At 28.0% G+C, this 18,393-nt stretch carries 19 protein-coding genes; 12 read left to right on the top strand and 7 right to left on the bottom strand.

Going from position 1 to position 18,393, the window contains the following annotated elements; all coding sequences use genetic code 11:
• Positions 1-212 precede the first annotated feature (212 nt).
• Both FDT66_RS08305 and FDT66_RS08300 read left to right on the top strand, forming a co-directional pair.
• Positions 213-671 (top strand): lipocalin family protein, encoded by a 459-nt coding sequence (locus FDT66_RS08305; RefSeq protein ID WP_138535715.1) that lies wholly within the window; start codon positions 213-215, stop codon positions 669-671.
• Between the two features lie 5 nt (positions 672-676).
• Positions 677-1,384 (top strand): OmpA family protein, encoded by a 708-nt coding sequence (locus FDT66_RS08300; RefSeq protein WP_138535714.1) that lies wholly within the window; start codon positions 677-679, stop codon positions 1,382-1,384.
• A 61-nt stretch (positions 1,385-1,445) separates the two neighbouring features.
• Here FDT66_RS08300 and FDT66_RS08295 read toward each other — a convergent pair whose 3' ends face one another.
• Entirely contained in the window at positions 1,446-2,624 is a 1,179-nt protein-coding gene (locus FDT66_RS08295; protein ID WP_138535713.1) for a DUF3095 domain-containing protein, read from the bottom strand.
• Between the two features lie 93 nt (positions 2,625-2,717).
• On the opposite strand from FDT66_RS08295, the gene FDT66_RS08290 reads away from it, so the two are divergent.
• The 5 genes from FDT66_RS08290 (at position 2,718) to FDT66_RS14035 (ending at position 6,376) form a co-directional block, all read left to right on the top strand.
• Entirely contained in the window at positions 2,718-3,281 is a 564-nt protein-coding gene (locus FDT66_RS08290) for a helix-turn-helix domain-containing protein (RefSeq protein WP_138535712.1), read from the top strand.
• A 7-nt stretch (positions 3,282-3,288) separates the two neighbouring features.
• Positions 3,289-3,735 carry a response regulator gene (locus FDT66_RS08285; RefSeq protein WP_138535711.1) on the top strand — a complete coding sequence of 149 codons (447 nt, stop codon included), beginning with the start codon at positions 3,289-3,291 and terminating at the stop codon, positions 3,733-3,735.
• A 3-nt stretch (positions 3,736-3,738) separates the two neighbouring features.
• Positions 3,739-5,526, top strand: a complete 1,788-nt coding sequence (locus tag FDT66_RS08280; RefSeq protein WP_138535710.1) for a CHASE3 domain-containing protein — start codon at positions 3,739-3,741, stop codon at positions 5,524-5,526.
• A gap of 147 nt (positions 5,527-5,673) precedes the next feature.
• Entirely contained in the window at positions 5,674-6,219 is a 546-nt protein-coding gene (locus tag FDT66_RS08275; protein WP_222927915.1) for a hypothetical protein, read from the top strand.
• A gap of 7 nt (positions 6,220-6,226) precedes the next feature.
• Positions 6,227-6,376: a DUF5670 family protein gene (locus tag FDT66_RS14035; RefSeq protein ID WP_171032354.1), complete on the top strand. Its 150-nt coding sequence runs from the start codon at positions 6,227-6,229 to the stop codon at positions 6,374-6,376.
• 77 nt (positions 6,377-6,453) lie between these two features.
• On the opposite strand, the gene FDT66_RS08270 is transcribed toward FDT66_RS14035, so the two are convergent.
• Positions 6,454-6,747 carry a hypothetical protein gene (locus FDT66_RS08270; RefSeq protein ID WP_138535708.1) on the bottom strand — a complete coding sequence of 98 codons (294 nt, stop codon included), beginning with the start codon at positions 6,745-6,747 and terminating at the stop codon, positions 6,454-6,456.
• A 331-nt stretch (positions 6,748-7,078) separates the two neighbouring features.
• Between FDT66_RS08270 and FDT66_RS08265 the strand changes: the two genes are divergently transcribed.
• Complete coding sequence (locus FDT66_RS08265; protein WP_138535707.1) at positions 7,079-8,095, top strand: helix-turn-helix domain-containing protein; 1,017 nt, start codon at positions 7,079-7,081, stop codon at positions 8,093-8,095.
• A 124-nt stretch (positions 8,096-8,219) separates the two neighbouring features.
• On the opposite strand, the gene FDT66_RS08260 is transcribed toward FDT66_RS08265, so the two are convergent.
• Both FDT66_RS08260 and FDT66_RS08255 read right to left on the bottom strand, forming a co-directional pair.
• Positions 8,220-10,373 carry a xanthine dehydrogenase family protein molybdopterin-binding subunit gene (locus FDT66_RS08260; protein WP_138535706.1) on the bottom strand — a complete coding sequence of 718 codons (2,154 nt, stop codon included), beginning with the start codon at positions 10,371-10,373 and terminating at the stop codon, positions 8,220-8,222.
• A gap of 22 nt (positions 10,374-10,395) precedes the next feature.
• Positions 10,396-10,854 (bottom strand): (2Fe-2S)-binding protein, encoded by a 459-nt coding sequence (locus FDT66_RS08255; protein ID WP_138535705.1) that lies wholly within the window; start codon positions 10,852-10,854, stop codon positions 10,396-10,398.
• A gap of 147 nt (positions 10,855-11,001) precedes the next feature.
• Here FDT66_RS08255 and FDT66_RS08250 point away from each other — a divergent pair, with 147 nt between their 5' ends.
• From FDT66_RS08250 to FDT66_RS08235, 4 genes are all read left to right on the top strand, one after another.
• On the top strand, positions 11,002-12,378 hold the full coding sequence (locus FDT66_RS08250) for a DUF1800 domain-containing protein (protein WP_138535704.1): 1,377 nt from the start codon (positions 11,002-11,004) through the stop codon (positions 12,376-12,378).
• 102 nt (positions 12,379-12,480) lie between these two features.
• On the top strand, positions 12,481-13,671 hold the full coding sequence (locus FDT66_RS08245; protein WP_138535703.1) for a DUF1501 domain-containing protein: 1,191 nt from the start codon (positions 12,481-12,483) through the stop codon (positions 13,669-13,671).
• Between the two features lie 95 nt (positions 13,672-13,766).
• On the top strand, positions 13,767-14,687 hold the full coding sequence (locus tag FDT66_RS08240; protein WP_138535702.1) for a hypothetical protein: 921 nt from the start codon (positions 13,767-13,769) through the stop codon (positions 14,685-14,687).
• On the top strand, positions 14,654-15,619 hold the full coding sequence (locus FDT66_RS08235) for a WG repeat-containing protein (RefSeq protein ID WP_138535701.1): 966 nt from the start codon (positions 14,654-14,656) through the stop codon (positions 15,617-15,619). The genes FDT66_RS08240 and FDT66_RS08235 overlap by 34 nt, the downstream gene beginning before the upstream one ends.
• A 96-nt stretch (positions 15,620-15,715) precedes the next feature.
• On the opposite strand, the gene FDT66_RS08230 is transcribed toward FDT66_RS08235, so the two are convergent.
• From FDT66_RS08230 to FDT66_RS08220, 3 genes are read right to left on the bottom strand one after another with little or no spacing between them, the layout of a single operon-like run.
• Positions 15,716-16,858, bottom strand: coding sequence for an ATP-binding protein (locus FDT66_RS08230; protein WP_138535700.1), 1,143 nt, complete (start codon positions 16,856-16,858; stop codon positions 15,716-15,718).
• A 1-nt stretch (position 16,859) separates the two neighbouring features.
• On the bottom strand, positions 16,860-17,495 hold the full coding sequence (locus tag FDT66_RS08225) for an HD domain-containing protein (RefSeq protein WP_246034801.1): 636 nt from the start codon (positions 17,493-17,495) through the stop codon (positions 16,860-16,862).
• Positions 17,496-17,500: 5 nt separating this feature from the next.
• Positions 17,501-18,253, bottom strand: coding sequence for an SDR family NAD(P)-dependent oxidoreductase (locus FDT66_RS08220; protein ID WP_138535699.1), 753 nt, complete (start codon positions 18,251-18,253; stop codon positions 17,501-17,503).
• Positions 18,254-18,393 lie beyond the last annotated feature (140 nt).

The following is an 18,393-nucleotide window of genomic DNA, read 5'->3' as shown; positions in this document are numbered from 1 at the left end:
GTTCCCCTAATGCAGACTTTATTTATTTAAAAAGTCGCCAAAGCTAAATTTAAGTTAGTTTTGGTCGACTTTTAGTTTTTCAAAATCTACATAAAACATAAAAAAATCATTTCAAAAGATTAAAAATCCATATGCATCCATTTTTTTTTCTTTAGAGTTACAATTATTACAATATCTGTTGTTTATTTGTATATCTAAAAAAAGAATTAATTATGAAAAAAATAATGATTTTAATATTTGCGCTCACACTATTTTCTTGTGGCGCATCTAAAAATGTAAGATCTAAAGAAAAAACAATTAAAGGAAACTGGGTTTTAAACAAAATAACTTATAGTAAAACTGGAGATTATAATGTAACTTTATTTAATGATGCTTCTAAAGAGTGTTTAGAAGGTAGTACATGGAAATTTGTACCAAATAACAACACAGGAGTTTACACTGTAAATAATCAGAACTGTATTGCTGGAGAAAGAGAATTCATTTTTGTAATTCAAGAAATTAATGAAGTTTCTGGTTATTACGATTTTTTATTGAAGCCAAAAAATAACGAAAATAACGTAGGTTTTAGGGTCGAATTATCTCAGCTATCAGAAAACAGTATGAAATGGCAACAAAATTTAACTGTTAACGGAACTCCATTTATTATTAATATGAACTTTACAAAACAATAAATATTATGAAAAAATTAATCAAAAAAATATCAATTTTTGCAATTGCAATTACCTTAACATTAGGTTTTTCTAGTTGTGAAGCAACTAAAAATGCAAATAACAAACAAAAAGGTGGTGTAATTGGTGCTGGTGCAGGAGCCATTATTGGTGCCATTATTGGAAACAATGTTGGTAGTGGAGATAACAGTAAATTAGGTGCTGTAATTGGTGGTGTAATTGGTGGTGGAGCAGGAGTTTTAATTGGTAAACGAATGGATGAACAAGCCAAAAAAATTGAAACAGAAATTCCTGGAGCTAAAGTAGAAAGAGTAGATAATGGTATTGTTGTTACTTTTGATGAAAATAGTGGTGTTTATTTTGACACAAACAAATCAAACATAAACGCAAAATCTCAGGCAACACTAAACAAACTTTCTAACGTATTTGCGGAATTTCCAGATACCAACATTTTAGTTGTTGGGCATACAGATAACACTGGTAAAGCCGAATATAATATGGCTTTATCTGAAAAGAGAGCAAAATCTGTAACTAATTTTTTAGTAAACAAAGGTTTGGCAAGCAGCAGATTTAATACTTTATGGTATGGTGAAGAACAACCAAAATATGATAACACAACAGAAAGTGGAAGAGCAAAAAACAGAAGAGTAAATGTTGCTATTGTTCCAAACGATAAAATGATTGAAGATGTAAAAACACAAGCTGGTGAAAACTAGAATTGCACTTCTTACATAAAATAAAAAAAGCCGCTAATTAGCGGCTTTTTTGTTTTAAAAATTATTTCCAAAAATATGCTGTATGAGCGTTTAATTTTCTTTTTAATTCGCCAGCTGCACTTGTATAACCACCTTCAGTTCCATCTACAAAGTGTATGTGCTTTTCTTCTCTATCTTCAATATAACAAGACATTATAGATGCATACGTTGCATGTATTCCATAAATAATTTCTCTGTCTGACTCTAAACTATCTAATAACAATTTTAGCTTATTTATTTGATTTTCATTTCCAGAAAAAACAGTGTTTATAGAACCATCTAACATAATGGTATCTGATAATTGAGATACTTTAAACAAATACTCTTTTCCGGCTTTAAAATATTTAAAATAAAGTTTTCCGAAATTGGTAATTAACCAGTTTTTAATCAAATATTTTCTATCCAATTTTCCTAAACGTGCATACATTTCATGTTTAATTTTGGCTAAAGAAGTATTTAATTTTAGTTTTACAGTAGTTATAGGTGCTCTTTCGCTTAATTCACCAAAAATATAATCTATTTCATCCATAATTTTAGTGAAAATTTCAGCTTGTTTGGTTTCATTTTTGCACATTACCAATAAGCAAATTACTTTTTTATCTTCACTAATAGGCTCTATTTCATCCCATCTACATTCCATACCTTCTAAATCAATTGGAACATTTTTATAAGAAACCTCTAAAGAAGTGTTGAAATTGTCTTTTATAAATTTTTCAGCATATTTTAATCCATTTCCAATAACAACTGGAGTTACTAAAAAAGGGTTTAATTTTAGTTTCGCAATTCTAATTGTAGCTTCACTTTTATATACTTCACTAACTGCAATTTTACCAACTCTTAAGGTAAAATTAAAGTTGTTTTTTACGTGTTTAGCATAATTTTCTAGCGCTAAAAAAACCGAACTTAAAATTTCGTCAGGCACTAAAAAGGTTGCTCCATCACCACCAAAAAAATACGGAATTGTAATATTAGAGTCAATTGTTTTTATTTTATTTAAAACGGTAATAATGCTTCCAGTTGCAACCAAATTAACATCATTATGTTTTCCTTTTCTAATAACACTTGTAGAGTTTACAATGTCTGTAACCACAACTGTCCAATTATTTGGTACAGAATTAAATAAATTTTCACTCTTTAAAAGTTCTCTTAACGCAATATTATGAAACTTCAAGTTCTTATAAAAGTTTGTATTGTTTGCCATTAATTGATGTTGGAGTTTATCATTATTTTTTTACGAAGGTATAAATTAAATATATGTAAATATCTATTATATTAGCATTGTAATATTGTAAAGATGAAAATATTTATAAAGTTTGATTTTACAGCAATTTGTAATAAACTTTTAGAAGAAAAATTAAACGAACTCGAAATTAAATACAAAGTTTTAGGGTTTGGTGAAATTGAATTTACAGAAAAAGTTTCTCAAGAAAAATTAGACGCTTTAAATGATGCTTTAAATGAATACGGAAGCGAAATTGTAGAAAATCAAAAAAGTATTTTAGTACAAAAAATTAAAGACACTATTATAGATATGGTTTTTAATGACGATACTAATATTAACGTAAAAAGTTCTGTGTATTTAGCTGAAAAATTAGATCATAGTTATGGTTATTTATCAAACTTATTTTCTGAAGTTACCTTTACATCTATAGAAAACTTTATAATTCTTCAAAAGATAGAATATACAAAACAGTTAATTACAAATAATGAGTTAACTCTTACAGAAATTGCTTTTAAACTAAATTATTCTAGTGTTGCACATTTAAGCACACAATTTAAAAACACAACAGGTATTACTCCTTCTGCCTTTCAAAGAATAATTACAAAAAGAAGAGAATTAAGTAACGAAAATAAATAGCTAAACAATGCAAGAAGAAGATGTATTTATAATTTTAGCAGACGATGATGAAGATGATCGTTTGTTTTTTGAAGAAGCCTTTGATGAATTAAAAATAAATACCAAAGTAGCTACTTTTAATGATGGTGTTGAGCTCATGGATTATTTAAATAAAGAAAACAGCTTGCTGCCCAATATTTTATTTTTAGATTTAAATATGCCCAAAAAATCTGGTAAACAGTGTTTACAAGAAATTAAAAAAGAGGCTCGTTTTAAAGATATTGCAATAGCAATTTACTCCACTTCTGCTTCTGAAGAAGATATAGAAAACACCTTTGTTATGGGAGCTAATGTGTACATAAAAAAACCAAACGACTTTAAGCAGTTAAAAAAAGTACTCTCAAACGTAGTTACCATAAACTGGCAATATCATACAAGTGGACTAAATAAAGATAATTTTTTATTAAGACTATAACTCATGTTAAGAACAATTGTAAAATCTGAACGTGTTTTAAAAATTACCTTTGGTATAAGTTTGTTTATTATACTTTGTATGGGCGGTTTTGCCTATAAACATGTTCGTAAATTGGTAGATTCTTTTAACCTAGTAGAACATACTTACGAAGTAAACGTACAATTAGAACAAATACTTTCTTATTTAAAAGACAGCGAAACAGGTCAAAGAGGTTATTTAATTTCTGAAAACACAGAGTTTTTACAACCTTTTTTTTCTGGTAGAGAAAACACCAACAACACTTTTGCAAGATTAAAACAATTAACTAAAAACGATACAGTACAACAAAATAACCTTAAAAAGTTAAATACTTTAATTGATAAAAAATTAAAAGCATTAGATCAAATTCTTACTCTAACCAATGAAAATAAGTTAAATTCAAAACAATTCAACGCGCTTTTAATTGAAGATAAAAAAATTATGAATGAAATTCGCTCTAAGGTTAGCGAAATGATTAATCATCAAAATGAATTGCTTAAAGAACGTAAAAAACTAAGTACAGAAAGCCTTTCTAACACACCCATAATTATTTATTCAGTTTTAATTTTAATGTTATTATTACTGTTGCTTACCTATTTTAGAATAAATAAAAACCTTAAAATATTAAAGTTTAAAAATGGACAGTTAGAGGTTTTTAAAGAATCTACAAATCAATCAGAAATTGTAAATAAACATAGTACTTGGACGTATTTTACTGAAGAAAACAGATACGAATTTTCAGATAATTTATACCGTCTTTTAGGCGAACAACCACAATCGTTTGAACCTAATTTAGAAAACTTTTATCAATTTGTACACCCAGAAGATGTAAATCATGTAACAGAACAAGTAACAAAAATGATGGAGACTGAAAACCTTCCTTTTTTATATTATAGAATTGTTCAAAAAAATGGTACTATCAGGCATTTTAAAGCCTATGCAAAAGTATTGGTTAGTAGTGAAGACAATACTAGAAGGGTTTTAGGAACAACTGCAGACGTTACTGAAGAGGTACAAAGTTTTAAATTATTAGAAGAAAGAAATTTAGAACTAGAACGTAATAATAAAGAATTGTCGTCTTTTAACTATGTTGCAAGTCACGATTTACAAGAACCTTTAAGAAAAATTCAAACATTTATATCTAGGTTAGAAGATAAAGAAGCTGCATCATTATCAGAAAAAGGTATTTTATATTTAGATAGAATAAAAAAAGCAGCTACAAGAATGCGTTTGTTAATAGATGATTTGTTACAATTTTCAAGAACCAACAAATCTGAAGAAGCTTTTGCAGTTACTAACATGAATATTATGTTAGAAAATGCAAAACAAGAGTTGGCAGAAATGATATCAGAAAAAGACGCAAAAATAACTGCAGATGCCATACCCATGATAACAGTTATTCCTTTTCAAATACAGCAATTGTTTACAAATTTAATTGGTAACTCTATAAAATATAGCAAAAAAAATACGCCTCCAATAATTACCATTTCTTATTCAAAAGTAAAAGCCGATGACGTTTTAAAGTTAAAAAAACCAAAGTACAACTACTATCATAAAATAGTTTTTACCGATAACGGAATTGGTTTTGAGCAAGAATATGCTGAAAATATTTTTGTGCTTTTTAATAGATTACACAACAAAAATGAATATTCTGGAACCGGAATTGGCCTTTCTATTTGTAAAAAAATAGTAGAAAATCATCAAGGTTATATTTTTGCAGAAGGAAAAATAAATGAGGGTGCAATTTTTGAAGTATTTCTTCCATTAAAATAATTTTTTTAGTTTTGTTTTTCAAACATTTTTCCTTTCATATTCAATGAAATAATGGAAATTCTATAATTTATCATGTAAATTCTATAACAATAAAACCATATTTTATATGGAGCTTTGCACAGATACAAAAAATCAATACAAATGTATATGGACAAAAAAATACTAAAAAGCTTTTTTCTTAGTGTTTTTCTGTTTGCAATAATGTCTTGCGACAACAATAATAATGGTAAAACAGAAGAAGATAACTTAAAGAACAAGGAAGATAAGATTACTAGAAACCAAGATGATGCAAAACTTTTTGTTACTGCAACTGAAAATTACATTCGTTTAATTAATTATAACAATTATTTAAAAACTAAAGACAGTTTAACTGTAGAAACAAAGTTTTTTTTACAATCATTAAATAACGAAATACAAAACCGTTTAAGTAACTTAAAAAAAGTTTCTAAAGACGAATTAATACTATTACCTAGTAAAGACGAAGTTTTATTTTTAGACAAAATAGATAGTGTACATAAAAGCGAAAAAGATTACCTGATAAAACTTGATGAAATGCTTGATAAGCAATTAAGTGTCATGGAAAATTTAATTAAAAAATCTAACAACATAAAAATGAATGTGTTGGCCAATGAGACTGAAGATTTTTTAAAAGCTCAAAAAGAAAACGTAAAAAAAATTATTAGCAAAAGATAAACGAAACATGAAAAATCTCTTATATACCATCACAATACTTATTATTGTAATTTGGGCATTAAGTTATTTTGTTTTTGCCTTAGGATCTTTGTTAATTCATCTACTATTATTACTTGCTATTGTTTTAGGAATTTTGGGTTACAGAATTAAAAATTAAATTCCTTATCTAATTATACACTCATTTACAAATAAAAAAACACCTTTTCAGGTGTTTTTTTATTTGGTAGTATTCTTTTATTCTTTCTTTTTCAAATCTAATATTTTTGAACCTTCATAAGATATTTCAAAAACCTTTCCAACATAATCACCAGTAATTAAATCGAACTTATTTTTTGCAGCTAAATCTAATTCTTCAAATTGAAGGGCTTTTCTTTCAGAATCTGTAAAGAAATAATAATTTCCTTCTGCTCCATCAAAAGTTGCAATTACTTCTTTTTCTATAGTTGTCTGAAATTTTGAATCTGTAGTTTTTGTTCCCGAAAATATTATCGCAGTAAACAATATATAAGTAAGTGCTAAATTTTTCATCTCTTATGAATTTTTGTTCAGTTTTTTGTTTCTCAAAAATAAAAACTTACCTATCAAAAAACTTTATATAATTACCTCATAATCTTATATAATTTCTAAAAAGATACATGTAAAAAAATGTAAACATCTAAAAATAAGTGATTTAATGTCCTAAAAAACTAAATTTTATAAGAATATGTGAAATCTTATAACAAAAAAAAAAAATTGTGTAACACGAAAAGTCGATTCAGGTGTTTTCTTTGTAGTATCATTTTAAGTAAAAGATATAACGTAATTAATTAATCTTTATTTAAGAATATAAATTAATAATAATCAAAAAATCAAACCGATCATGATTACTGTAAATTCTAAATTAAACGGCTTAAATTTATTTTTTAATAAATTACAAAAAGAAATTGGAGGTACTTTAAATAGAACAAAAAAAGAACAATTTTTAAAAATAAATAATAAAATAGCAAACGGAACCATTCGTTCTATTAGCTTAGAAGATGGTATTAGTGTATTAGAATTTAATATTACTTCTAACCAAGACTTTCAAATAAATATAGATGCAAAAACTGGCTCTCATGTAAATTTTGTATACTGTTCTAAAGGAAAAATTTCTCACTCTTTTAAAAATCAAAAAAACAAAAATACTATAGAAACGTTTCAAACCAGTATTTTATCTAATGTTGTTTCTAATAAAAACACCATTACATTATTTAAAGGTGTAGAAACTAATACAACTATAATTTCTGTAAATACATCAAGTAGTAAAGGAAAAGCTTCTGAAATTAATACCGCTATAAAAAATATTTTTATTGATGGTAAAACTGAAGATTATATTTATTTAGGTTCTTACAACCTTAAAATTGCAGAAAACATAAAGCAATTAAGAGCTATTAAAAACGAAGGTGTTGTAAAAGCATTACTTACAAAAGGTGTTGTAAACCTAATTTTAGCTTTAGAAATTGAGCAACATAAAAAAGATTTAAACAATACTGAAGTTGCAACAAGTTCATTAACAAAAACTGAAATGGAGCTAATTAAAGATTTAACTGAGTATGTAAACAATTACCCAGATATGGATCATAAAATTAATGTTTTAACTCGTAAAGTTGGTCTTACAGCTGCAAAAGTACAAGAAGGTTTTAAGTTAATGCACGGTTTAACTGTTTGTGAATATATTAGATCTGTACGTTTACAAAAATCTGAAGACTTAATTATGAATACAGATTTAACAATATCTGAAATTGTATATAGTTTAGGTTTTTCTAGTAGAAGTTATTTTTCTAAAAGATTTAAAGAAATGTATAATTGCTCGCCAAGTAATTATAAGAAAAAAAATAAGTTAGCTGTATCAGCATAATATATATCCAAAAAATTCTTGAAAAAGAAAAAACTGAAAAAGAAAAGAAAAGTAAAATAAAAATCTCAAGACGTAAATGTCTTGAGATTTTTTTATTTCCAAAAAAGTGTATAATTAAAGTTAATTACCCTAAAATACTACTCTTTTTAATTTCATTTACAAATGGTTGATTGTACAATCTCTTTCCTAAAGCTGCATTAATTGCATTTGCTACTGCACCACCTGCAGGAGGTAAACCTGGTTCTCCTAAACCTGTTGGCGATAAATTATTTTGTACAAAATGGACCTCTACTTTTGGAGTTTCACCCATTCTAATCAACCTATATTTATCAAAGTTTTTATATTCTGGTTTTCCATCTTTAAAAGAAAAATCTGCATACATTGCATGCCCAATTCCGTCAATTACACCACCTTCAACTTGATTTTTAGCTCCTGTAGGATTTACAACAACACCACAATCCACAGCAACTGTTACTTTTTTTATTACAGGAATTCCGTCTTTTAATTCTATTTCTGCAACTTCTGCAACATGTGTATTATGGCTATAATAAGCTGCAAAACCTTGATATGTTCCTTCAGCATTTTTTCCCCAATTAGATTTTTCTCTTACCAACTTAATTGTGTCTTCCATTCTTTGTCCAGAATATTCGATTCTTTTATCGTCCGTATTTTTTACATTTTGAAGCAAATCTAAACGTAATTGAATCGCATCTACATTTAGCTCTGTTGCTAATTCATCAAAGAAACTTTGCTCAGCAAAGGCTAAAAAATTGGTATATGGTGCTCTCCAAGCTCCTGTAGTTATGTTACTTTTATAGTTGCCAGTTTCCACTTTATAATTTGGAATACAACCAGCTGGAAAAAAATTAGGAATTAAACCATACATATTTCCATTTACTGCTGCTTCTTTTAAGTGATAACCTGTAACTTTTCCATCTTTTAAAGATGCTTTTATTCTATATTTTATAGCAGGTCTGTATGTTCCTGCAGTCATATCATCTTCTCTCGAAAAAACAACTTTTATCGGTTTTTTTGCCAAATTAGAAATTTCTGCAGCTTCCAAAGCAAAATCTCCATACAATCGTCTACCAAAGCCACCACCCATTCTTGTCATTTCTAAATGAATTTCATCTACTTTTCTTTCTAATAATTTTGCGACTCTATTTGCAGTCCATTGTGGAGTTTGAATTGGACCTACTAAATGAATTTTATCTGCAGTAACATCTGCATAAAAGTTCATAGGTTCCATACAATTGTGTGGTAAAAATGGCGAATTATAAGTTCTTTCAATTACTTTATCTGCTGTTGAAAATGCCTTTTTTATATTTCCATCTTCTCTTCGAACGTCAAAATCTTTTCCGTCTAAAATTTTGTTTAAAATTTTGTCGTGTTTTTCTGTACTTTCTGCTTTCGAATCTGTTTTCCAAGTCGCAGAAAGTGCTTTTTTACCTTTCATTGCTGCCCAAGTAGAACTTGCCAAAACTGCAATTTTATCTCCAAATTTCAATACATCAGAAACTCCATTTACAGCTTTTGCTTTGGCATCATCATAGGTATCTAATTTTTGTCCAAAAGCTGGTGGTCTCAAAACAGAGGCATACAGCATTCCTTCAGTTTTATAGTCTAAACCAAAAAGCGGTTCTCCTGTAATAATTTTATCAATATCTACATTTATAGCATCTTGACCAATAATGGTAAAATCTTTGGTTTCTTTTAGTTGTGCTTTTTCTGGAACTTCTAGTAAAGCAGCTTCTTTTACAACAGCTCCATAACCTAATTTTTCTCCTTTTTCGTTAGTTATAATTCCTTTTGAAGCTTTTAAAGTGGTTGCATCTACATTCCATTTTTTTGCGGCTGCATTTACCAACATTTGTTTTGCAGTTGCGCCTGTTTGTCTTAAAGCATCCCAACCTTGACGTATAGATTGACTTCCACCTGCAACTTGCCTTGTATAATTTTTAGTATCTAAAATTCCTTGAGCTACTGTTACAGTTTTCCATTCTACATCTAATTCTTCTGCAATAATCATTGGCATAGAGGTTTTTACACCTTGTCCTATTTCTGGATTTGGTGAAAAAATAGTTACATAACCTTCATCTGAAATTTTAATAAAAGCATTAAAATCGTTAAAGTTTAAACTAGCAATATCTACTGGCATTTTAGCTTCTGGCTTGCAAGCCGTTAAAAAGTTGAATCCAATTAACATGCCTCCACTTGCTAAAACAGATGTTTTTAAAAAGTTTCTTCTGCTAAAATTATCGTTTTTATGTAATTTCATGATTTTATAATTTTAGTTTTATTTACATTTTTTGTGAAGCAACTTTTACTGCTTTTTCAATTCTATTATATGAAGCACATCTACAAATATTACCATGCATTGCATTTCTAATTTCTTCTTCTGATGGGTTTTTATTTTCTGCTAAAAAAGCGGAAGCCGTCATTATTTGTCCTGCTTGACAGTAACCACATTGTGGTACATCAATCTCTTTCCAAGCTTCTTGTACTGGATGATTTCCGTCTTTAGACAACCCCTCAATGGTAGTAATTTTTGTGTTGTCTAAAATAGAAACTTGTATTTGGCAACTTCTAGTAGCAACACCATCAATATGTACTGTACATGCACCACATTGTGCAATACCGCATCCAAATTTTGTGCCTACTAAATTTAGTTCATCGCGTAAAACCCAAAGTAATGGTGTATCTGCGTCTGCAGTAACAGAAACTTGTTTCCCGTTAACATTTAAAGTGTAATTTGGCATAAGAAATGGAGTTTTATATTATTGAGGTAAGTTACAAAAAAAATAAACTATTTTTAAAGAACTTAAAAATTGAATTTGTTTTAAGAGGTTTTTAACAATTTTAACCTGTGTAATTAAACTATTTTTAAATTTAGAAGTCTAAATAACATGAAATCAGCACACATACAACATTTATATAATAGAATCGGTTTTGGTATTACACCCTTAAAACTAGAGCGTTTATCTAAAAAAAGTAAACATGAAATTGTAGATGATATTTTTATAAATTCAGCAACTATAACTCCTATAAAAGCTGATCTTTCATTTTTAAAAGATATAAAACCTGGTGATTTAAAAGACAAGGAAAAAAGACAAGAAATTAGAATAAAAAGCAGGAAAAAAGTACAAAAATTTTCTGTTTCTTGGATGGAAAGAATTTTAAATCCTACAGAAGTTTTTAGAGAAAAAATGACGTTATTTTGGGCGAATCATTTTGTAAGTGAAAGTAGAAACAACATACTTTTTACGCAGAATTATAATAATTTACTACGAGAAAATGCTTTCGGAAATTTTAAAGATTTTACAAAAAAAATAGCCAAAGACGCATCAATGTTAGGTTATTTGAATAACAAACAAAATAGAAAAAAGAGTCCGAATGAAAATTTTGCCAGAGAATTAATGGAGCTCTTTACATTGGGCCAAGGAAATTATACAGAAACTGATATTAAAGAATCTGCTAGAGCTTTTACAGGATATTCACATAATTTTAGAGGACAATTTGTGATGCGAAAAAATCATCATGACGAAAATGAAAAAACTTTTTTTGGCAAAACTGGTAACTTTACTGGAGATGATATTATTGATATTATTTTAGATCAAGAACAATGTGCAAAATTTATTTCAGAAAAAATATATCGCTATTTTGTGAATGAAAATATCAATAAAAATCACGTTGCAGAAATGACAGCTATTTTTTATAAAAATTATGATATTGAAAAGTTAATGCGATTTGTTTTACTATCTGATTGGTTTTATGACGATGAAAATATTGGTACAAAAATAAAATCGCCTATGGAGTTTTTAGCTGGCATTCATACCATAGTTCCTTACGATTTTGAAAAACCAAAACAAGCCATATTAGTACAACGTTTGTTGGGCCAAACTTTATTAAGACCACCCAATGTTGCTGGTTGGAAAACTGGTAGAAATTGGATTGACAGTAATACTTTGGTTAGGCGTTTACGCTTGCCTTCCATTTTATTAAATAATGCCGAAATCACTTATTCAGATACTGGTGATGAAGAAACTATGGTTACAAATTTAAGTGCCAAAAAGCTAAAAAGAAAAGCGTTTATTAGAACAAAAACAGATTGGAGTTCTTTTGAAAAAAACTATGAAAAAATTGATAACAAAAATTTAATTACTCAGGTTTTATCATCAAAAATAAACCCAGGTACAGAAAAATTATTGCTAGAAAATATAAACATTCCAAAGAAAGATTTCTGCATACAATTAATGTCAACTCCAGAATATCAACTTTGCTAAAAGACTAACTTATGAACCTTTTCACTTACAAATGTGTTACGATTTTTTAAGATAGTTTTGAAAAGCAACATATAACCAATAAAAAACAATAAGAACAAACATATGAAACGTAGAGATTTTTTAAAACAAACTACTTTTGCTTCAGGAATGTTTTTTGTTCCTCAGTTTTTAAAAGCTTTTGAACAACAACTTCCAAAAACTTTTAGCCATAAAAAAGTTGTAATTATTCAGTTAAAAGGTGGTAACGATGGTTTAAACACAATAGTACCTTTTAGAAATGATATTTATTATCAACAAAGAGAAAATATTGCTTTAAAAGAAAATGAAATTTTAAAAATTTCTGATGAAGTTGGTTTTCATAAAAGCCTACAACCATTGCAAAAAATATATGATAAAGGTTTTGTTAGTGTAATAAACAATGTTGGTTATCCAAACCCGAATTTATCACATTTTAGATCTACAGATATTTGGCAAACAGCAAGTGATAGCAACGAATATTTACAAAACGGTTGGGTTGGAAGATATTTAGATTTTACCAAAGCAAACCCATCAAAAGCAATAGAGGTAGATGAATCTTTATCATTATTATTAAAAGGAAATACGCAAAATGGTTTGGCAGTTACTGATGCTAAAACGCTTTACAATTCGCTAAAAGAACCTTTTTATAAAAATATAATAAATGCAAATACAAACGCTCATTTAAACGAGCACAATTTAGGGTATTTATACAATACTATGATTGATGCAAAATCGTCTGCAAAATATATTTTTGAAAAAACAAAAGTAAAAACAGCCTCAAACAATTACCCTAAAAACTTATTTGGCAAACAATTAAAAACCATCTCTCAGTTTATAAATTCTGGTTTAGAAACACAGGTATATTATGCAGGTTTAACAGGTTTTGACACACATGCAAACCAGCAAAATACACAAGCTCGTTTGTTAGAAACTTATGCAGAAAGTATGGCTATTTTTGTTGAAGATTTACAACAAAATAACAATTTTGATGACGTTCTAATTCTTACTTTTTCAGAATTTGGGCGTCGTGTAAAACAAAACGAATCTAAAGGAACAGATCATGGTGCAGCAAATAACGTTTTTGTTATTGGTAAAAACTTAAAACAACAAGGTTTGTATAACAGTTTACCTAACTTAAGTGATTTAGATGCTAATGGAAATATAAAACACGAAATAGATTTCAGAGAAATTTATGCTACAATTTTAGATAAATGGCTGCAAGTAGATGATGTTTCTATTTTAAATAAATCGTTTTCTAAATTGAAATTTGTGTAGTTTTTTGATACATCAAAAAAAGAGTAAAAATAAATTGATAAATTTGTTTAACTTCAGGTATAAATCGTTTTATATCATTATAATTGTAAACAGTTATGAAAAAAACAACCTTATTAATATTTATTTTTTTACTATTTACTGTAAATAGTATTTCTGCTCAAAACAATAAAAATTGCGATTGCGAATGGAATGGCAAAGTGATTCCTGAACTGAATGTTCCACCATGTGAATACACGGACAACAGAAAAGACGACAGCTACAGAAAATATGCAGCTTATGCCTGTTGTCTTGAAAAATGCAAGGAAAAACATAAAAAAAGTAAGACTATTTCTTCTAAAAACTCTAGCAAAAAAAGTAAGACTATTTCAAAAAATAATCAATCAACAATTAGCTTAGATGATTTAAATTCTCAATTAGAATTAGTCTCAAAAGAAGCCAAAAACCTTGAAGATGTAAACACAATTTATGATGTATCTTTTGATGACATACTGTCGAAAAGAACTGCTTCTAAAAAATCAAATAATCAACTTGACGATTCTTTTTTAAACAACAGCAATTCAGAAAGCAATAATGACAATTTGGACTTTCTCACTCAAGAAACAGTTTCGCAAAAAAATAATTCTAGCTTTAAAATTGATTATAAAAATGATTTGCAAGGTGTCATTAATCCTGAAACAAATAAAGTACTAATACCATATAAAAAGTGGAGCATCGAAAAATTTCAAGATGGCATTGCAAAAGTATCTATTGACATTGATTCTGAAAAAATTTGTAGTTGTCGTTTAGGTTATTATTCTGCAAGCGTCAAAGAAGTTGGGTATGTAGATGAACGAGGGCAATTTATTGATGGTTCAAGAAAAGTAATCACTGGTAGCTTTAAGAACGAAACTAAACTGTTAATAGTAAAAGGCAATTACAACAAAGCAGCATCAGATTTAAGAGACAAGCGAGACGCACAAGAATGTATAAAAAAAGGTAAACAATGGAAAATAGAGGCAAAAAGAAGATATTTATAATAATAGCTTTATTACTTTTTAGTGTTGCAAATATTAATGCTCAAATAGACACTAGAACTCAAAATAAGATTAAAGCTAAATTTTTAACTGCTCAGGAACTTTATGACAATAAGGAATATACAGAAAGTTTAGAAAAAGTAAATGAGATTGAAAAGCTTACTGATGGTAAACTATTAGCCGCAGCACAAAACTTAAAAGTAAAGTGCTTAATTGGTCAGGAAAAGTATATAAAAGCTAAAGAAGAGTTGTACACACTGGAAGGACTTAACCTTTCCAGTGATATTATAAAGGACATTTCCTCTTATAGCTCTAAAATTGAAAATTATATAGAGGCGGAAAAAGAAAAAAACAAGCAAATAATTAGTAAAATAAAATTAAAGTTAGGTCCAAAAAGTGTTGAAGCTATAAAAACATGGGACATAAAAAAACTTTGGGGATTTAACATTGACAATAAATTTGGATACATAAACAGTAATTTTGAAATAATTATACCATTTGAATATGAAGATGGCTATGATAGAATATATCCGGAATGGAATTACTTACCAACCAAATTAAATGGAAAATGGGGCATTATTGATAGGACGAATCATGTTGTAATAACACATAAATATGAAGCTGCATATAAATTAGGCAACAAAGATTTCTTTCAAGTTAAAAAGAATGGAAAATTGGGTATTGTTGATAAGAATGAAAAAATGATAGCTGATTTTATTTATGATGAGATTTGGCAGTTTTTCGGAAACCTAGGAATAGCTTTTGTTAAGTTAAATGGAAAGTGGGGCTCATTGAATGAAAGAGGTGAAATTGTAATAGACATTAAATATGATGATTTAGATCATATTAGTACCAACGATATTTTAGAAGCTGAGCTAAATGGAAAGAAAGGAAAAATAGATAGAAAAGGTAATATTGTAGAGCCATTCAAGTAAACTATAGAATAAGGCAATAGTTTACAATATTATACATAAATTTACTTCTAATTCTCATAATAAACTACCATATACAAATGCGTTAAACGAACTCAGCTAATTATACTGTACTTTTCGAATAATTCGTAATGCTTCTTTATAGTTTATATACGTAGTTTTATCGATTAAGTTTCTGATATAATTCTTCGCTTTTTTTAATTGCTCAGCAGCATCTAAAAAACCATGTAAGTAACAAATTAAATAATTTGTTGGCAGTCTTAGAACATCTAAATATTCCGTTTTAGAAAGTGGTTTGTTTTCTTCTATTTTTTTAACAACAGTATTGCAATTGTTGTAGATATGATTTATAATTTCAACATCAAATTTTGGAGGTTCAAATAAAAACTCTTTTACAATATCGTGTTTACCATTGTTTTTAAAATGAATAATTGTTTTTTCTAAAGGATAGTATTTTTCTTGTTTTTCTAAACCCAAAAAAATGTATTCCGTAACTATAAATGAATTGTTATTGTAACTTATTTGAACATCATCTAAGGCAGAAAAAAAGAGTTTTACTTGTTCGTTTATCAACTCAATATCTACTCTAGAAAAAAACTCTTGGTTATTTATAATTTTACGTTCTCCAGCCCAACACAATACAAACTGTTCATTAAAAACTTTATATTGTGGATTGTATTCTGGTTTGTGATTATTCATAAAATCAAATACACCATTTAGGGTTAATTCAATATTATTACTTGCATTTTTTTCTATGGCTTCAACAATTTCTTTGTTGGTATTTCTAAGCTCAAAATTATTACTCAAAAAAGGCATAGAATTGCTACCTCTTCTATAAAAAACAGTGTTTCGTTTGTATTTCCAAGTGTTTTTTAAAAGTGAAGTAACTTTTTTATTTGGGTAAATTGTAACCAAACCAACTACTTTGTGCCTTTGTAAACGCGGAAAAGGCACATTTTCATATTCAATTTTTGGAGGGTTTTTTAAATAGGCATTTACCAAGTTCTGAATTTTACTATCGTCAAAAAAATCGACTCCAATTATTTTATTGGCAGCATCTTCTACACCAATTATAATGTATGAATTGTTTTCTGGATTTGAGTTGGAAAGCGCACAAACGTGTTTTAAAAATTTTGCTTTTCCTTCTTTAGAGCCAAATGATATTTTTTGCTTTTTATCGTAAAAACTGTTCTCATCGTTATGAGAAAGTAGGTTTTTGATTAAAAGTCTTTTGTTAATCATTTTAACTATATAAATTTATTTCTTTTTGAATATTTTCTCTTGCTTTTGCCTCAAATAATTGTTGATATTTCTCTGTAAAAAATAGCTTTTCGCGATTTAAAAAATCTTGTAAAACTTTTTTTCTTGCTGGAACATATAAAAAGTCAGGATACAGTTTGTATTCTTTTCTAATTTTTTGAGTGTATGCTTCGTAAACTTTCCAGTTTTGACCTAAAATACATAAATCGAAATCTAGCAAAAAAGCATTGTCTAAATCATCATCAATAATAATTTTATGTTTTTTTGTTGAAAGTATTAATTGAGAAATTTTATGAATATCTAGTTCTTTAAAAAGATGTTTTTGTAAATTTTTTTTGGCAAATTTTGCGCTTCTGGCTTCGTTTTTTTTGGATCTGGCTTTGTAAATAATATCGTGAAACCAAATTGCAAATAAAACTTCGTCTAAATTTTTAATTTCTGAAGCATTTTCTTTTGCCAAATTTAGCATGGTGTTAATATGCTCTAAATTGTGGTAATGCCTGTTTCTTTCGGAATATTTTTTCTTTATTTTTAGTGAAATTTTATTTAGAATCGACAAATCTTGACAATATTTTTCACTTAACGCTATCCAATCTTTGTACAATTCTTTAGTATCCATTTCTATTAATTTTTATTCATGATTGTTGCTGTTGCCTGTGCTGTTGGATACACTACTAAATCTTCGATATTTACATGATAAGGCCTTGTAATAACAAAATGAATAATATCGGCAATATCTTCTGCTTGTAATGCTTTATAACCTGTATAAACCGCTTTTGCTTTTTTAACATCTCCCTTAAAACGAACTTCAGAAAATTCGGTTTCTACAGCTCCAGGATGAATTGCAGAAACACGAATGTTGTGTTTGTTTAAATCTATCCTCATTGCTTTATTAAGGGCATTTACAGCGTGTTTTGAAGCACAGTATACATTTCCATTCGGATAAACTTCTTTACCAGCAATAGAGCCTATATTTACTATGAAACCATTGTTTCGCTCTGTCATTTGAGGAATGAGAGCTTTAGAAACATATAATAACCCTTTTACATTAATATCCATCATTGCATCCCAATCATCAATATTTCCATCTTGTATGGTAGATAAACCATGTGCGTTTCCAGCATTGTTTATTAAAATATCTATTTGTTGAAAGTTTTCTGGAAGTGATTTTATGGCTTTTTCAACTTCGTTTCTTTTCGAAACATCAAACTGTAAGGTAGTAACCTGGGTAAGCTTGCTTAATTTATGTTGAAGTTCTTGTAAACGTTCAGCTCTTCTACCACAAAGAATTAAACGAATGTTATTTTTTGCAAAAATTTCTGCGGTGGCTTTTCCAATGCCTGAAGTTGCGCCTGTAATAAATGCTGTTTGCTTCATTTTTACTTTGTAAATTAATTATGTTTAAAAGTAATTAAATGTATTTTTAGAAACGATTTTTTCTTGTTTTAATTTTCATTAAAATATAAACAAAGAAAAAACCGTCCTCCTCAGGACGGTTTCTCTTTCAATTGACTATT

It is taken from the genome of Polaribacter aestuariivivens, assembly GCF_005885675.1.
GTDB classification, from domain to species: Bacteria; Bacteroidota; Bacteroidia; order Flavobacteriales; family Flavobacteriaceae; genus Polaribacter; species Polaribacter aestuariivivens.
This window is presented reverse-complemented; position numbering and strand designations above follow the sequence as displayed.

Coding starts and splice junctions, on each gene's coding strand:
- FDT66_RS08305 (WP_138535715.1), top strand. CDS start 213: ATGAAAAAAATAATGATTTTAATATTTGCGCTCACACTATTTTCTTGT.
- FDT66_RS08300 (WP_138535714.1), top strand. CDS start 677: ATGAAAAAATTAATCAAAAAAATATCAATTTTTGCAATTGCAATTACC.
- FDT66_RS08295 (WP_138535713.1), bottom strand. CDS start 2,624: ATGGCAAACAATACAAACTTTTATAAGAACTTGAAGTTTCATAATATT.
- FDT66_RS08290 (WP_138535712.1), top strand. CDS start 2,718: ATGAAAATATTTATAAAGTTTGATTTTACAGCAATTTGTAATAAACTT.
- FDT66_RS08285 (WP_138535711.1), top strand. CDS start 3,289: ATGCAAGAAGAAGATGTATTTATAATTTTAGCAGACGATGATGAAGAT.
- FDT66_RS08280 (WP_138535710.1), top strand. CDS start 3,739: ATGTTAAGAACAATTGTAAAATCTGAACGTGTTTTAAAAATTACCTTT.
- FDT66_RS08275 (WP_222927915.1), top strand. CDS start 5,674: ATGGACAAAAAAATACTAAAAAGCTTTTTTCTTAGTGTTTTTCTGTTT.
- FDT66_RS14035 (WP_171032354.1), top strand. CDS start 6,227: ATGAAAAATCTCTTATATACCATCACAATACTTATTATTGTAATTTGG.
- FDT66_RS08270 (WP_138535708.1), bottom strand. CDS start 6,747: ATGAAAAATTTAGCACTTACTTATATATTGTTTACTGCGATAATATTT.
- FDT66_RS08265 (WP_138535707.1), top strand. CDS start 7,079: ATGATTACTGTAAATTCTAAATTAAACGGCTTAAATTTATTTTTTAAT.
- FDT66_RS08260 (WP_138535706.1), bottom strand. CDS start 10,373: ATGAAATTACATAAAAACGATAATTTTAGCAGAAGAAACTTTTTAAAA.
- FDT66_RS08255 (WP_138535705.1), bottom strand. CDS start 10,854: ATGCCAAATTACACTTTAAATGTTAACGGGAAACAAGTTTCTGTTACT.
- FDT66_RS08250 (WP_138535704.1), top strand. CDS start 11,002: ATGAAATCAGCACACATACAACATTTATATAATAGAATCGGTTTTGGT.
- FDT66_RS08245 (WP_138535703.1), top strand. CDS start 12,481: ATGAAACGTAGAGATTTTTTAAAACAAACTACTTTTGCTTCAGGAATG.
- FDT66_RS08240 (WP_138535702.1), top strand. CDS start 13,767: ATGAAAAAAACAACCTTATTAATATTTATTTTTTTACTATTTACTGTA.
- FDT66_RS08235 (WP_138535701.1), top strand. CDS start 14,654: ATGGAAAATAGAGGCAAAAAGAAGATATTTATAATAATAGCTTTATTA.
- FDT66_RS08230 (WP_138535700.1), bottom strand. CDS start 16,858: ATGATTAACAAAAGACTTTTAATCAAAAACCTACTTTCTCATAACGAT.
- FDT66_RS08225 (WP_246034801.1), bottom strand. CDS start 17,495: ATGGATACTAAAGAATTGTACAAAGATTGGATAGCGTTAAGTGAAAAA.
- FDT66_RS08220 (WP_138535699.1), bottom strand. CDS start 18,253: ATGAAGCAAACAGCATTTATTACAGGCGCAACTTCAGGCATTGGAAAA.